This window comes from Stutzerimonas sp. 21-1 (assembly GCF_056336065.1).
The window spans coordinates 2344699-2359470 of sequence record NZ_CM150500.1 but is presented as its reverse complement, the minus strand read 5'-3'; the positions used below and the strand labels follow the sequence as shown (position 1 = coordinate 2359470).

At 68.0% G+C, this 14772-nt stretch carries 10 protein-coding genes; 2 read left to right on the top strand and 8 right to left on the bottom strand.

The annotated features are described in order from the left end of the window. Nucleotides 1-56 precede the first annotated feature (56 nt). Complete coding sequence (locus AC0ZJQ_RS11425) at nucleotides 57-1001, top strand: 1-phosphofructokinase family hexose kinase (RefSeq protein ID WP_165594613.1); 945 nt, start codon at nucleotides 57-59, stop codon at nucleotides 999-1001. Nucleotides 1002-1017: 16 nt separating this feature from the next. Here the strand turns inward: AC0ZJQ_RS11425 and AC0ZJQ_RS11420 are convergent, their stop codons facing one another. From AC0ZJQ_RS11420 to AC0ZJQ_RS11385, 8 genes are all read right to left on the bottom strand, one after another. Then, complete coding sequence (locus AC0ZJQ_RS11420) at nucleotides 1018-1608, bottom strand: ANTAR domain-containing response regulator (protein WP_165594612.1); 591 nt, start codon at nucleotides 1606-1608, stop codon at nucleotides 1018-1020. Next, a complete protein-coding gene (locus AC0ZJQ_RS11415; RefSeq protein WP_165594611.1) occupies nucleotides 1608-2828 on the bottom strand; it encodes a CmpA/NrtA family ABC transporter substrate-binding protein in 1221 nt (406 codons plus the stop codon). Before AC0ZJQ_RS11415 ends, AC0ZJQ_RS11420 begins: the two co-directional genes overlap by 1 nt. A 109-nt stretch (nucleotides 2829-2937) precedes the next feature. After that, nucleotides 2938-4560, bottom strand: coding sequence for a BatD family protein (locus tag AC0ZJQ_RS11410; protein ID WP_476476686.1), 1623 nt, complete (start codon nucleotides 4558-4560; stop codon nucleotides 2938-2940). Continuing rightward, entirely contained in the window at nucleotides 4557-6272 is a 1716-nt protein-coding gene (locus AC0ZJQ_RS11405) for a VWA domain-containing protein (RefSeq protein ID WP_476476685.1), read from the bottom strand. The genes AC0ZJQ_RS11410 and AC0ZJQ_RS11405 overlap by 4 nt, the downstream gene beginning before the upstream one ends. Further along, nucleotides 6269-7288 carry a vWA domain-containing protein gene (locus AC0ZJQ_RS11400; RefSeq protein WP_301618164.1) on the bottom strand — a complete coding sequence of 340 codons (1020 nt, stop codon included), beginning with the start codon at nucleotides 7286-7288 and terminating at the stop codon, nucleotides 6269-6271. The genes AC0ZJQ_RS11405 and AC0ZJQ_RS11400 overlap by 4 nt, the downstream gene beginning before the upstream one ends. Continuing rightward, nucleotides 7281-7781, bottom strand: a complete 501-nt coding sequence (locus AC0ZJQ_RS11395) for a DUF4381 domain-containing protein (protein WP_476476684.1) — start codon at nucleotides 7779-7781, stop codon at nucleotides 7281-7283. Before AC0ZJQ_RS11395 ends, AC0ZJQ_RS11400 begins: the two co-directional genes overlap by 8 nt. Beyond that, nucleotides 7778-8737, bottom strand: coding sequence for a DUF58 domain-containing protein (locus AC0ZJQ_RS11390; RefSeq protein ID WP_476476683.1), 960 nt, complete (start codon nucleotides 8735-8737; stop codon nucleotides 7778-7780). Before AC0ZJQ_RS11390 ends, AC0ZJQ_RS11395 begins: the two co-directional genes overlap by 4 nt. A gap of 1 nt (nucleotide 8738) precedes the next feature. After that, nucleotides 8739-9698, bottom strand: a complete 960-nt coding sequence (locus AC0ZJQ_RS11385) for an AAA family ATPase (protein WP_003289560.1) — start codon at nucleotides 9696-9698, stop codon at nucleotides 8739-8741. A gap of 185 nt (nucleotides 9699-9883) precedes the next feature. Between AC0ZJQ_RS11385 and AC0ZJQ_RS11380 the strand changes: the two genes are divergently transcribed. Further along, nucleotides 9884-14746, top strand: a complete 4863-nt coding sequence (locus AC0ZJQ_RS11380) for an NAD-glutamate dehydrogenase (protein WP_476476682.1) — start codon at nucleotides 9884-9886, stop codon at nucleotides 14744-14746. Nucleotides 14747-14772: the final 26 nt, after the last annotated feature.

The window sequence follows — 14772 nt, the reverse complement described above, 5'->3', positions numbered from 1 at the left end:
TGCCGGGCTGCTGGTAGGCTTGCCGCAAAGCGACTGCAAGCCGCAAGGAGTGAACGATGACGCGTATCGCCACGCTGACCCTCAACCCGGCGATGGACCTGGCTGTCAGCACGGCACGGGTGCTGCCCACCGAGAAGCTGCGCTGCGCGCATCCGCGTCACGACCCCGGTGGCGGCGGCATCAACGTGGCGCGGGTGGTGCGCATCCTCGGGGGCGACTCGCTGGCCGTCTATCCCGCCGGCGGCCCGTTCGGCGATCTGCTGCGCCGCGCGCTGGACGACATCGGCCTGGCGCATCTGCCGGTGGCGATCGCCGGCGACACCCGCGAGAGCTTCACCGTCGACGAGCAGGAAACCGGGCTGCAGTACCGCTTCGTGCTGCCCGGCCCGGTGCTCGGCGAGCAGGAGCGCCTGGGCTGCCTGGCCGCGTTGCGCGGGCTGCATCCTGCGCCGGGCTATCTGGTGGTCAGCGGCAGCTTCACGCCTGGCATCGAGCCGGCGTTCTTCGATGAACTGCTGGCGCTGGCGCGGCAGATCGGCGCGCGGCTGGTGATCGATCTGTCCGGCGAGCCGCTGGCCTACGCCGCGCGGCGCGGTGGCGCTTACCTGATCAAGCCGAGCCTGAACGAACTCGCCGGTCTCATGGGCCGGCCGCTGGAAAGCGAGGCGGCGCAGGCGGCGGCGCTGCGTGAGCTGATCCAGCGTGGTGCCGCCGAGATCATCGTGCTGTCGCTGGGGGCGCAGGGCGCGTTGTTCGCCTGTGGCGACCGGCTCGAACGCCTGCCTTCACCGGCGGTGCCGGTGGTCAGCGCGGTAGGTGCTGGCGACAGCATGCTGGGCGCCATCGTGCATGCCCTGGCGCAAGGCTATGAGCTGGGTGCGGCCGTGCGTTTCGGCGCGGCGGCCGGCGCGGCGACGGTGATGCGTCCGGGCACCCAGCTCTGCCTGCGCACGGATGTCGAGCGGCTGTTCGCCGGGCGGCCGGTCGACGCCAGCGCGTGAGCCCGCCGCCTGCCGCTCAGTGGCCGAGCAGTTCGTTCATCGCGATGATCTGTTCGGCCACCTGGATCAGCTTCTGCTGGCGGCTCATGGCCTGGCGCCGCATCAGCGTGTAGGCCTCCTCCTCGTTGCATTCGCGCAGCTTCATCAGCAAGCCCTTGGCCAGCTCGATGCGCTTGCGCTCGGCCAGCTGCTGATCGCGGGCATGCAGCTGGGCGCGCAGCGCCTGGTCACTCTCGAAGCGCGCCATCGCCACGTCGAGAATTGGCTTCAGTCGCCGCGCGTGGATGCCCTCGACGATATAGGCGCTGACCCCGGCACCGATGGCCTGGCGCATGGCATTTGGGTCGTCGTCGTCGGTGAACAGCACGATCGGCCGCGGGCGATCGCGGCTGACCAGCACCACCTGTTCCATCACGTCGCGGCCGGGGGAGTCGGTATCGATCAGCACCACGTCCGGGCGCACGGCCTCGACGCGTTCGGGCAGGTCGATGATCGAGCTGCAGGCGTCGATGACCTCGAAGCCGGCGTCGACCAGCGCACTGCGCAAGCGCCCGACCTTCTTCGGCGTATCGTCGACCAGCAGGATGCGCAGTACTTCGCTCTGCATCAGCGGCTACCTCCCGAAGTATCGTCGGCCAGCGCATGCAGGGCGAAGCTGCGGGCATAGGCGGCCGGATCGCTGCCGTCCCAATGGCTGTCGCCCAGCAGCAGGCTACTGCGATTCGACGTAGCAGGAACGGCAACACCCAACGCACCGGCGGCGTCCCGATACAGCGCGGTCTGCTGCACGGCGCAGGCCACGGCGTGGTAATCCGGGTCATGCCGCAGCAGGCCCCAGCGGCGCAGCTGGGTCATGAACCAGACCCCGTCGGAATGAAACGGCATGTTCACTGCGCCGTCGGCGAAGAAGCGCAGCGGATGCGCGTCCTGCCAGGCGTTGCCGAGGCCGTCGCAGTAATGCCCGAGAAAGCGCGGCGCGATGGCCGTCAGCGGTGCGTCGACATAGTCGCGGGCGGCGATCAGCTGCGCGGTGCTGCGGCGATTCTCGTCGTTGCGCTCGATGAAACGGCTGGCGGCGAGTACCGCCATGATCAGCGCGCGGGCGGTATTGGGGTATTGCTCGACGAACGCACGGGTGCAGCCGAGGACCTTTTCCGGGTGATCCGCCCAGATCGACTGGCTGGTTGCGAGGGTGAACCCGGTCTGTTCGGCCACAGCCTGCGCGCCCCAGGGTTCGCCCGCGCAGAAGCCGTCGATGCGACCGTGGCGCAGGTAGCCCACCATCTGGGCCGGCGGAACCACCAGGGTGCGCACGTCGCGCAGCGGATGGATGCCGTGGGCGGCGAGCCAGTAATACAGCCACAACGCGTGGGTGCCGGTGGGGAAGGTCTGGGCGAAGGTCAGGCGTGCACCGCTTTGGCGCACGCAGCGGTGCAGCGCTTCGGCATCGGTCACGCCGGCTTCCTTGAGCGGCATCGACAGACTGATGCTCTGGCCGTTCTGCGCCAGCCCCATGAGCACAGCCATGTCCACCGGCGCACTGCCACCGATGCCCAGATGCACGGCGTAGATCAGGCCGTAGAGGCCGTGGGCGGCATCCAGCTCGCCGTCGAGCAGCTTGTCGCGCAGTCCGGCCCAGGAATGCTGGCGGCGCAGGTTGAGTGTCAGCCCGAACGGCTGGGCGAAGCCCTGGGTGGCAGCGACGATCAGCGAGGCGGCATCGGTCAGCGCCATGAAGCCGAGGTTGATGCTGCTTTTCTCCGGAGCATCGCTTCCGGCGACCCAGGCGAGGGCGTCATGGCGCGGTGGGCGGGGCGTTGCGGGCATGCGGGCGACCTTGTCGGTACGGGCCGGCACGCAGTTCGCACCGGCTTCGGTCAGCTCCGTAGCAAGCGATATGCCAGGGCCGCTGCGGCCAGGCACACCGGCGGGGAGGTCAGCGCGGGTACAGAGGCGGCAGCACGCCGGGTTCCTGCTCGGCGGCGGGTGTCTGCGCCGGCGGCAGGGTCTGGATCGCCTGCCAGAGCGCGTCGCCTTGCCAGCGCTGGCCGGTTTCGCTGTACAGGGCGCCATTGAGGCCGTCGAGCGCATCGGACAGCGGCACGAAGCGCGCCGCCATATCGGCGAGGGTTTCCGGTTGCTGCCGCGCCCAGGCGTCCAGCGCCTGGCGGGTGGCCTGGGTGTCGTTGGCCTGGCAGGCCCGACGCAGGTCATCCAGCAGGCTGCGGGGGGTGGGCCCGGGCTGCAGGGTGCGTACGGCCGGCTGGCGCCGTGCACGCCACCACAGCGCGAAGCCGAGTGCGGTGGTGAGCGCGAACAGCGCGGTACTCAGTTGCCACGGCCAGAGCAGTGCGCGCGGACGGGTGCGTGTGCCGGCCGGCCGCGGTTCCAGCGGCGGTTGGTCGAGGTTGGCGTTGGGCGCGACCTGCAGGGTGCGCGCGGCGAGCGTGGTGCGTTCGAGACGGTCCTCCAGGGTGTTCCACCAGACCACTTCGATGGCTGGCAGCCGCAGCTCGCCGCTGCCGGTCGGAACCAGCGCCTCGCGTTCCTCGCGGCTGCCGATCAGGCCGTTGCTGTCGACCTCGTCGGCGAGGTTGGGCTGGTCCGGATAGCGGCGCAGGCCGGCGATACGCGCGGTACCGACGGACGGCAGCTGCGCGCCGGACAGACCTTCGGCCTTGAGCAGCAGGCTGCGGGTCAGGGCTTCGCCATGCATGGCCTGATCCGGCTCCGGGCTCCAGGCTTCCACCAGGGTTACACGGGTGGCCGGCAGCCAGGGGGCGTCAGCCGGATAGCTGGCGGGCCTGGGCTTGACGTGCAGCGGGATGCTCGGCGACTTGACCTGGGTGGCCTTGCCCGGACGCGGGCCGAGCAGGGAACTGCCGCTGGCGACGGTGGTGGCGCTGAACAGCTGGCTGGGAATCAGCAGATCGCCGCTTTGCTGCGGGAACAGCGCATAACGGATCTCGATCACGCCGTGGCGCAGGCCGTTGATGGTCTTCTCGTAGGTGCGTGGCTCGCCGAGGCGCTCCACCCGCGCGTTCGGCATCTGCAAGGGCGACAGGTTGCTGTCGTCGTACAGCGACACGGAGTGGAAGATGCGCAGGGTGAGGATCACCTGCGCCTGCACGTAGACGCTGTCGCGGTCGAGGCTGGCGTCGATGAAGATCGGTGCCAGCTGGTCGCCGTCATCCGTGTTGCCCGAATCCTTTACCAACAGCGTGATCGGCTGGCTGCGTAGCTCGCCCAGTTGCAGCGGCGGGATGACCAGCTGGCCGCTGCGCCGGGGGCGCAGGGTGGTGAGCCAGCGGGTGGTCGAGCGGGTTTCGCCCTGAACGTTGGACAGGCTGTTGAGCTGGCGGGTATCGAAAACCTCGAACAGCTCGTCCAGCGGCTGCAGGTCGGGCTTGCCGAAGACCGTGGCGTTGCGCACCTCGAGGGTCAGTTCGAGGGTTTCATCGAGGCTCAGCTGCGTGCGATCGACACTGGCGTGCAGGTCCGCGGCGTGGCTCGGGACAGCCAGGAGAGCGAGCAGTACAAAGGCCATCAGGCGGATCATCGATTCAGTTCCTGGCGCTTGCGTTGTTCGTAAAGGAATTTGCGGCGCAGCAGCTCGCCCGGATTGTCCGGAATCTGCCGTAGCCACTGCTCCATCGCCTGCTGGCGCTCACGGGCCGGTAGGTCTTCGAGCGGCGTTGCGGGGGCCTCGGTATCCGCCTCGGCTGGCGGCGGTTCGCTGGCCTGCGACGCGTTGGCGGGTGCTTCGCTGGCGCCCGGTTCGGCGTTGGGCGACGGCGTTGCCGGCTGCGTGGTGTCCGGCGTGGTGGGGCTGGTCTGCGCGGTGGGCGGCGGCGGTGTTGTGGCACCGGGTTGCTCGCCGGCTTGCGGCTGCTCGGGTGCTGACTCCTGCTGGCGCTGGCGCAACAGTTCTTCGACCAGCGCCTTGTTGCGCTGTGCCGGCGCCAGGTCGGGTTGCCGCTCCAGCGCCTGTTCGTAGGCTTCGAGGGCGGCCTCCAGCTGCTCGCTGCGTGCCAGCGCATTGCCGCGGTTGTAGTGATCGCTGGCGCTGTCACCAGTGGCGAAGCGTTCGGCGGCTGCCGCGTAGTCACCGGCGCGGTAGAGCGCGATGCCCTGCCAGCGCGGGTCCTCGAAGCGTTCGGCGGCCTCGGCCGGTCGCTGCGCCTGCAGCAGACGCTGGCCCTGCTGATCCGGGCGCAGCCAGAGGTCGGTGAACTCCAGGGCACTGGCCGGCTGCGGCTGCAGCAGCAGGAGCGGCAGGCAGAACAGCCAGCCGCGGCGCCCTGCGCAGGCGGCGAGCAGCAGCAGCGGCAGCAGCAGCCAGTAGCCCTGGTCGAGCCAGGCATCCAGGCGGGTGGTTTCGTCCTGCTTGAGCATGCCGCCGCTGGCCTCCAGCAGGCCGAGGTTGTGCAGGTCGGCATCGTCCAGGCGCGCCTGCTGGTAGCGGGCCCCCAGTTCGGCGGCGAAGCGGCGCAGGCCGGCGTTGTCCAGCCGCGGGATGAGGATGGCGCCGTGTTCGTCCTTGAGGAAACTGCCGTCCTCGCCGGCGATCGGCGCGCCCTGTTCGCTGCCGATGCCGAGGATCGCCAGGCGCTCGCCGCGCCCGCCCAGCAGTTCGGCGATGTGTTGCTGCGCCGCATCGTCGATCGCGCTGGTCATCAGCAGCAGTCGCCCGCGGCCCTGGGCGCCCTGTTCGAGCAGTGCCAGGCCTTGTGCCACGGCCAGATCGGCGCGTCGTCCAGGTTCGGGCATCAATGCAGGGCTCAGCACGTTCAGCAGGTTGGTGGTGGTGGCCAGATCGTCGGACAGCGGCACCAGCGTGTGTGCGCTGCCGGCATAGACGACCACGGCCGTCTGCGCGTCGGGGCGGCTTTCGATCAGGTCGAGCAGCTTGCGTTTGGCCTGTTCCAGGCGTGATGGCGGGCTGTCGGCGGCGAGCATGGCGGGCGTCGTTTCGAGCAGCACCACCAGCGGATCGGCGCGTTTCAGGCTGGGTTGCTCCAGGCGCTGCCAGCTCGGCCCGAGCAGGGCCAGGCAGGCCAGCAGCCAGGCCAGCCCGAGGGCGACCCAGGGCAGGCGGCTGTTGCGCAGGCGACCGCGGGTCAGCAGCGCGGCGTGGAACGCCTCGGGAAGCAGGCGCTGCCAGCGGCCGATCTGCCGCTGGCGGTGCCAGAGCCGCCACAGCAGCCAGATCAGCAGCGGTACGATCAGCAGCCAGAAAGGCCTTAGCAGATGCGGCCAGAACGCGCTCATCGACGTCGCTCCAGAGCCGCGGCGAGGCGTTGCAGCGGCGCCTGCCAGAGATCGGCGGCGACCAGGAGCAGGCTGATCAACAGCGCTGCGCTGAGCGGCCAGGCGTACAGCGGCTGGGCGATGCGGGCGCGGGCCGGCTGCTGCGCCGCTGGTTCGAGATGATCGAGGGTATCGCCGATGACTTGCAGCTCGGCGCTCGAACGCGCACGGAAATAGCGACCTCCGGTGCGCTCGGCGATGGCCTGCAGGGTCGCTTCGTCCAGCTCCAGTCCGGGATTGAAGCCGAAGCGACTGAGCACGCCGCCTTCCTCGGCGTCGGCACCGATACCGATGGTGTGAATCTTCACCTGCTCATCGGCAGCCAGCTGTGCCGCGATCAATGGCGCGATCTCGCCGCCGTTGTTGGCGCCATCGGTGATCAGCACCAGTACCCGGCTGTGCGCGGGGCGCTCGCGCAGGCGCTTGACGGCCAGGCCGATGGCGTCGCCGATGGCGGTGTTGCTGCCGGCGATGCCGACCACCGCTTCGTCCAGCCAGGTGCGCACGGTGCGTCGGTCGAAGGTCAGCGGCGATTGCAGATAGGCCTTGCTGCCGAACAGGATCAGCCCGACGCGATCACCGTGGCGGGCCTCGATGAAGTCGCCGAGCAGCAGCTTGACCAGCTCCAGACGGCTGATTTGCTCGTCCTGCCATTGCATGTCGGGGTAATCCATCGAGCCGGAAACGTCCACTGCCAGCAGCAGGTCGCGCCCGCTGGTGGGCAGCGGCAGCGGCTCACCGAGCCATTGCGGGCGGGCGGCGGCGAACAGCAGCAGCAGCCAGATCGTCAGGTAGGGCAGCTGCTGACGCCACGCCGGCAGCGCGACCCGTGCGCGGCGGCCGGACAGGGTTTCCAGCTCGGCGAGAAAACTCACCTTGAGCGCCGCTTCGCCGCTGTCGGCCGCGGGCAGCAGCCAGCGCAGCAGCCAGGGCAGCGGCAACAGCAGCAGCATCCACGGCCAGGCCAGCTCAAACATGCTTGCGAATCCAGATCTCGACGGCTTGTTCCAGCCCGTCGATGGCCTTGTCGTCGAGCCGGCATTCGGCGCGGTAGGAGCCTTCGACCAGCACCATCCAGCGGGTCAGGCCGGCGGCCGGGCAGCGGCTGTCGAGAAACGCCAGCCAGGCGCGGCCGCTGAGCGTATGTGGGTGGTTGTCCGGGTAGCGCGTGCGGCACAGCCGCTTGAGCAGGGCGTTGAGCTGTTGCAGCCAGTGGCTGGCGGGCTGCCCGCCGTAGGGCTTGATGAGCTTGGCCAGTTCGAGCAGCGCGGCCTGGCGCTGCGGGTCCAGCGGCGCTTCGGCGGGTGCGCGGCGCGGGCGCACCCGCTGCAACAGACGGTAGCGCTGGTGCCACAGACCGGCAAAAGTGCCGATCAACAGCAGCGCCAGCAGCCACCAGCCCGGTGCCGGCGGCCACCAAGAAATCGCCGCCGGCAGGATCGGCGGTGCGAGTGGATCGAGCGGGTTCATGCGTGTGCCCCGGCGTGCTGCACGCTGAGGTGCTCGCGCAGTTGTTCGACCGGGTCGCGCTGCGTGTCGAGCGGCATCAGCGGTACGCGCAGCCGGTCGGCCAGGCGCTGCCAGCGAGCGCCGCGCGCCTCACCCAGCTGACGATAGGTCTGGCGCAGCGTGGCGTCGTGGGTGTCCAGCTCCAGTCGCGCGCCGCGCTCGGCGAAGCGCAGCAGGCCGGCGGCGGGGAGGGCATGGTCGAGCGGATCGAAGACCGGCAGCAGCAGCAGATCGACGTGCCGCGCCAGCAGGCTGAGCTGCTGCTCGGCGGTGTCGGTCAGGGTGCGTTCGTCGCACAGGATTACCGCCAGGCTGCCCGGACGCAGCACCTCCCGCGCGCGGCGCAGGGCCAGGCCGAAGGCATCCGCTTCGATGGGCGTATCGCTGTCGAGCCGGCCGTTGGCGCGGGCCAGGCGGTCGAGCAGTTGCAGCAGGCTCTGCTTGTTGCGCCGCGGTTTGATCTCGTGGTGCTCGGCGTTACCGAACACCAGCCCGCCAACCCGGTCGTTGTGCAGCAGCGCGGCCCAGCCGATCAGGCTGGCGGCCTCGGCGGCAAGCACCGACTTGAACACCCGCGCGCTACCGAAGAACAGCCGGCGGCTCTGTTCGACCAACAGGTAGATGGGCCGCTCGCGCTCCTCGTGGAACAGCTTGGTGTGGGGCTCCTGGGTGCGCGCGGTGACGCGCCAGTCGATGGTGCGCACGTCGTCGCCGGCCTGGTAGACGCGCACCTGATCGAAGTCCACGCCGCGCCCGCGCAGCTTGGAGTGATGCAGGCCGACCAGCGGGCTGCGCCGGTGCGGCGTAGAGAACAGCGGCACCTCGCGCACGCGATGGCGCAGGTCGATAAGGGCTTTCAGGCTGGTGCGCACGCCGGTTTCGGCCGGCGGCGCGGAGGGCTGCGCGGCCGGGTGCATTTCAGGCGACCGCGACCACGTCGAGAATGCGTTGCAGCACGCGGTCCTGGTCGATGCCGGCGGCTTCGGCCTCGAACGAGAGGATCAGGCGGTGGCGCAACACATCGAAGAGCATGGCCTGGATGTCTTCCGGGCTGACGAAATCGCGTCCGGCCAGCCAGGCATGCGCCCGCGCGCAACGGTCGAGCGAGATCGAGCCGCGCGGGCTGGCGCCGTAGGCGATCCATTCGGCCAGCTCGGCGTCGTACTTGGCCGGGGTGCGCGTGGCCATGATCAGCTGCACCAGGTATTCCTCCACCGCGTCGGCCATGTACAGCCCGAGAATTTCCTTGCGCGCGGCGAAGATCGCCTGCTGGCTGACGCGATGCTCCGGCGCGGTTTCGCCATTGATGGCCTCGCCGCGCGCCTGTTGCAGGATACGGCGCTCCACCGAGGCGTCGGGAAAGCCGATCTTGACGTGCAGCAGGAAGCGGTCGAGTTGCGCCTCGGGCAGCGGGTAGGTGCCTTCCTGCTCGATGGGGTTCTGCGTGGCCATTACCAGAAACAGCGGCGGCAGGTCGTAGGTGCTGCGGCCGATGCTGACCTGGCGCTCGGCCATCGCTTCGAGCAGCGCCGACTGCACCTTGGCCGGAGCGCGGTTGATCTCGTCGGCCAGCACCAGGTTGTGGAAGATCGGCCCCTGCTGGAAGACGAAACTGCCGGTTTCCGGGCGGTAGATTTCGGTGCCGGTGATGTCCGCCGGGAGCAGGTCGGGGGTGAACTGGATACGGTGGAATTCGGCTTCCAGGCCTTCGGCCAGCTCCTTGATCGCGCGGGTCTTGGCCAGGCCGGGGGCGCCTTCGACCAGCATGTGACCATCGGCGAGCAGGGCGATCAGCAGACGCTCGATCAGGCGGTCCTGCCCGAGGATCTGGGTGGAAAGGAACTGTCGCAGCGCGATTATCGATTCACGATGATCCATCGTTTCAAGGCTTCCGGTGGGGAGGAAACGCCGGCGTGCCCGGCTGCTGGCGTGCGGCCCCGCGCCGCGCCGACGAGCGCGCACTTTACTGCATTTGCGGGCATCTGGACTAACGTTGAACCATGAGCCTGTGGCCTCGGTCACTACCGACGGTCCCCCTTTCTGCAAGTCAGATGGAGCATTTCATGGCGTTCTTCACCGCTGCCAGCAAAGCCGATTTCCAGCAGCAGTTGCAATCGGCCCTGGCGCAACACGTAGACGGACAGCTGCTTGCCCAGCTGGCGCTGTTCGCCGAGCAGTTCTTCGGCATCGTTGCGCTGGCCGAACTCACCGAGCGACGCATGAGCGACCTGGTCGGCTCGACCCTGGCCTCCTGGCGCCTGCTGGAGCGCTTCGAGCCGGAGCATCCGCAGGTGCGGGTATTCAATCCGGACTACGAGAAGCACGGCTGGCAGTCGACCCACAGCGTGGTCGAGGTGCTGCACCCGGACATGCCGTTTCTGGTCGACTCGGTGCGCATGGAGCTGACGCGCCGCGGCTACAGCATCCACACCCTGCAGAACAGCGTGCTACAGGTGCGCCGCGCGGCCGACGGCAGCCTGCTCAAGCTGTTGGCGGCGGATGCGGTCGCTGACGACAGCTCGGTCGAGTCGCTGATCTTCATCGAGATCGACCGCTGCGCGAGCCCGGCCGATCTGCGCGAGCTTGAGCAAGCGCTGCTCGGCGTGCTGGCCGATGTGCGGCTGGCGGTTGGCGATTTCCATGCGATGAAGAACAAGGTGGCGGAGGTGCGTACCCTGGTGCAGGCGGGCGATCTGGCCCAGCGCATCGATGGCGAGGAGCTGGCGGAAATCGAGGATTTCCTCGACTGGCTGGCCGATGACCATTTCACCTTCCTCGGCTACGAGGAATTCACCGTCAGCGACTCCCCGGAAGGCGGCTGCATCGTCTACGACGAGACCTCGCTGCTCGGACTGTCACGCAAGCTGCGGGTCGATCTGAGCGCTGAGGAGCGCTCGCTGTTGCCGTCGTCGCGGGCCTATCTGCGCGAGCCGCTGCTGCTGTCGTTCGCCAAGTCGTCGACGCCCTGTCGCGTGCATCGTCCGGCCTATCCGGATTTCGTCTCGATACGGGAGTTCGATGCCCACGGCCAGGTCGTGCGCGAGTGCCGTTTCATGGGGCTGTTCACCACTTCGGTGTATACCCAGAGCGTGCGGCGCATCCCCTACATCCGACGCAAGGTCGATGCGGTGGTACGCCGCTCCGACTTCGGCGGTTCGACGCATCTGGCCAAGGAGCTGGTGCAGGTGTTGGAGATGTTGCCGCGCGACGAGCTGTTCCAGGCTTCCGAGCAGGAGCTGTACGAGAACGCCGTGGCCATCGTGCAGATTCAGGAGCGCGCGCGGTTGCGCCTGTTCCTGCGCTTCGACCCGTACCGGCGCTTCTGCTATTGCCTGGTCTACGTACCGCGCGACAGCTATTCGACCGAGTCGCGCATGCGCATGCAGCAGGTCCTGCTGGAACGCTTGCAGGCCAGTGATTGCGAGTTCTCCACCTACTTTTCCGAGTCGGTGCTGATCCGCGTGCAGTTCATCCTGCGGCTGGACCCGAGCCGGCTGCCGGAAGTCGATCCGCAACGGCTGGAGCAGGAAGTCCTGCAGGCCTGCCGCAGCTGGCAGGACGAGTACGCCGGGCTGGTGGTCGAGCGCTTCGGCGAAGCGCAGGGCATCAACCTGCTCGGCGACTATCCCAAGGGCTTCCCGGCGGGCTACCGCGAGCGTTTCTCGGCGCAGTCGGCGGTGGTGGACATGCAGCATGTGCTCAGCCTGAGCGACGAGCGCCCACTGGTGATGAGCTTCTACCAGCCGATCACTGCCGAGGAGAATCGCCTCCATTGCAAGCTCTACCATATTGATACGCCGCTGCCGCTGTCGGACGTGCTGCCGATCATGGAGAACCTCGGCCTGCGCGTGCTGGGCGAATTTCCGTTCCGCCTGCAGCACAAAAGCGGGCGCGAGTGCTGGATTCACGATTTCGCCTTTACCTATGGGGCAGGGCTGGAAATCGACCTGCTGGAGATCAACGAGCCGCTGCAGGATGCCTTCGTCAACATCAACAACGGCGCGGCGGAGAACGATGCCTTCAACCGCCTGGTGCTGACTGCCGGTCTGACCTGGCGCGAGGTGGCGCTGCTGCGCGCGTATGCGCGTTACCTCAAGCAGATTCGCATGGGCTTCGATCTGGGCTACATCGCCAGCACGCTGCTCAACCACACCGATATCGCTCGCGAGCTGGTGCGCCTGTTCAAGATGCGTTTCTACCTGGCGCGCAAGCTCGGCGAGGACGACCTGGCCGACAAGCAGCAGCGGCTGGAGCAGGCCATCCTGACCGCGCTGGACGAGGTCGCGGTGCTCAATGAGGACCGCATCCTGCGGCGCTACCTGGCGCTGATCAAGGCGACCCTGCGGACCAACTTCTACCAGCCGGACGCGAATGGCCGGGCCAAGGAATACTTCAGCTTCAAGTTCGATCCGCGCGCGATCCCGGAAATGCCGCGGCCGATCCCGATGTTCGAGATATTCGTCTATTCGCCGCGCGTCGAGGGCGTGCACCTGCGGGCCGGCAAGGTGGCGCGCGGCGGTCTGCGCTGGTCCGATCGCGAGGAGGACTACCGCACCGAGGTGCTCGGCCTGGTCAAGGCGCAGCAGGTGAAGAACGCCGTGATCGTGCCGGGGGGGGCCAAGGGTGGCTTCATCCCGCGCCGCCTGCCGGCCGGCGGTTCGCGCGACGAAATCCAGGCCGAGGCGATTGCCTGCTACCGCATCTTTATCAGCGGTCTGCTGGATCTCACCGACAATCTCAAGGACGGCCAGGTGGTGGCGCCGGCCGGCGTGCTGCGCTATGACGCGGACGATCCGTATCTGGTGGTGGCCGCGGACAAGGGCACGGCGAGCTTCTCCGATATCGCCAATGGCATCGCCGCCGACTACGACTTCTGGCTCGGCGACGCCTTCGCCTCCGGCGGCTCGGCCGGGTATGACCACAAGAAGATGGGCATCACGGCGCGTGGCGCCTGGGTCTCGGTACAACGGCACTTTCGCGAGCGCGGGATCGATGTGCAGCGCGATGCCATCAGCGTGATCGGCATCGGCGACATGGCCGGCGACGTGTTCGGTAACGGCCTACTGATGTCGCCTGCCGTGCAGCTGGTGGCGGCGTTCAACCACCTGCACATCTTCGTCGACCCCGATCCGGACCCGGCACGCAGCTTTGCCGAGCGCCGGCGGCTGTTCGAGTTGCCGCGTTCGGCCTGGACCGATTATGACAGCACGCTGATCTCGTCCGGCGGCGGCGTGTTCTCCCGTTCGGCCAAGCGCATCGTCATCACCGCGCAGATGCGCGAACGCTTTGCCATCGATGCCGAGCAACTGACGCCGAACGAGCTGATCAATGCATTGCTCAAGGCGCCGGTCGATCTGCTGTGGAACGGCGGCATCGGCACCTACGTCAAGAGCAGCACGGAAACCCACGCCGACGTGGGCGACAAGGCCAACGACGCGGTGCGCGTGGACGGCAACGAGCTGCGCGCCAAGGTGGTAGGCGAGGGCGGCAACCTCGGCATGACCCAGCTGGGGCGCGTGGAGTACGCGCTGCACGGTGGCAGCAGCAACACCGATTTCATCGACAATGCCGGCGGCGTGGACTGCTCCGACCACGAGGTGAACATCAAGATTCTGCTCAACGAGCTGCTGGCCGCCGGCGACATGACCGGCAAGCAGCGTGATCAGTTGCTGCACGAGATGACCGACGCGGTTGCCGAGCTGGTGCTGTACGACAACTACAAGCAAACCCAGGCGCTGTCACAGGCACAGTACCGCTCGCGTGAGCGCGCCGGTGAATACGTGCGGTTGATCGCGGCGTTGGAAAGCGAAGGGCTGCTTGATCGCAAGCTCGAGTTCCTGCCCAGTGACGACGCGCTCGCCGAACGGGCGGCGCTAGGCAAGGGGTTGACCCGCCCGGAGCTGTCGGTACTGATCTCCTACAGCAAGATCGAGCTGAAGGAGGCGCTGCTCAAATCACGCGTGCCGGACGACGATTACCTTGCCCGCGAAATGGAGAGTGCATTTCCGCAGCTGCTCGGCGAGCGCTACCGCGACGTCATGCTGCGCCATCGCCTGCGGCGCGAGATCGTCAGCACGCAGATCGCCAACGATCTGGTCAACCACATGGGCATCACCTTCGTTCAGCGGCTCAGCGAGGCTACCGGCATGAGTGCGGCCAATGTTGCCGGTGCCTATGTGATCGTGCGCGACATCTTCCATCTGCCGCACTGGTTCCGGCAGATCGAGGCGCTGGACTACAAGGTGCCGGCCGAGTTGCAGCTGCGGCTGATGGACGAGCTGGTCCGGCTCGGCCGACGGGCAACCCGCTGGTTCCTGCGCAACCGCCGCAGCGAGCTGGACGCCGCTCGCGACGTTGCGCATTTCGGCCCGCGTGTCGCCGCGCTGGGGCTTAAGCTCGACGGTTTGCTCGAAGGTTCGACGCGCGAACTCTGGCAGTCGCGCTACCAGCGCTACACCGCGGCGGGTGTTCCGGAATTGCTCGCGCGAATGGTCGCCGGCACCAGTCACCTGTATACGCTGCTGCCGATTCTCGAAGCGGCAGACGAAACCGGGCAGCCGCCGATCAAGGTCGCGTCGACCTATTTCGCCGTCGGCGGTGCGCTGGAGTTGCCCTGGTATCTGCAGCAACTCACCAGCCTGCCGGTGGAGAGCACCTGGCAGGCACTGGCACGCGAGGGCTTTCGTGACGATCTCGACAGCCAGCAGCGCGCTATCACCGTGTCGATTCTGCAGATGGAGAGTGGCGCACAGCAGCCGGCCGCCTGCGTCATGGAATGGCTGGAGCAGCGTGGCTATCACGTCGATCGCTGGCGCGGCATGCTGGCCGAGCTGCGCGCCACCAACACGCCCGACTGCGCAATGTACGTCGTAGCCAGCCGCGAGCTGCAGGATCTGGCGCAGGCGCCAGTGAGGCATGGTGAATAAATGGCGAGGGTGGCGGCTGAGGATAG

Bases quoted from the DNA above. Each gene is read 5' to 3' on its own strand.
- AC0ZJQ_RS11425 (WP_165594613.1), top strand. From the start codon at position 57: ATGACGCGTATCGCCACGCTGACCCTCAACCCGGCGATGGACCTGGCT.
- AC0ZJQ_RS11420 (WP_165594612.1), bottom strand. From the start codon at position 1,608: ATGCAGAGCGAAGTACTGCGCATCCTGCTGGTCGACGATACGCCGAAG.
- AC0ZJQ_RS11415 (WP_165594611.1), bottom strand. From the start codon at position 2,828: ATGCCCGCAACGCCCCGCCCACCGCGCCATGACGCCCTCGCCTGGGTC.
- AC0ZJQ_RS11410 (WP_476476686.1), bottom strand. From the start codon at position 4,560: ATGATCCGCCTGATGGCCTTTGTACTGCTCGCTCTCCTGGCTGTCCCG.
- AC0ZJQ_RS11405 (WP_476476685.1), bottom strand. From the start codon at position 6,272: ATGAGCGCGTTCTGGCCGCATCTGCTAAGGCCTTTCTGGCTGCTGATC.
- AC0ZJQ_RS11400 (WP_301618164.1), bottom strand. From the start codon at position 7,288: ATGTTTGAGCTGGCCTGGCCGTGGATGCTGCTGCTGTTGCCGCTGCCC.
- AC0ZJQ_RS11395 (WP_476476684.1), bottom strand. From the start codon at position 7,781: ATGAACCCGCTCGATCCACTCGCACCGCCGATCCTGCCGGCGGCGATT.
- AC0ZJQ_RS11390 (WP_476476683.1), bottom strand. From the start codon at position 8,737: ATGCACCCGGCCGCGCAGCCCTCCGCGCCGCCGGCCGAAACCGGCGTG.
- AC0ZJQ_RS11385 (WP_003289560.1), bottom strand. From the start codon at position 9,698: ATGGATCATCGTGAATCGATAATCGCGCTGCGACAGTTCCTTTCCACC.
- AC0ZJQ_RS11380 (WP_476476682.1), top strand. From the start codon at position 9,884: ATGGCGTTCTTCACCGCTGCCAGCAAAGCCGATTTCCAGCAGCAGTTG.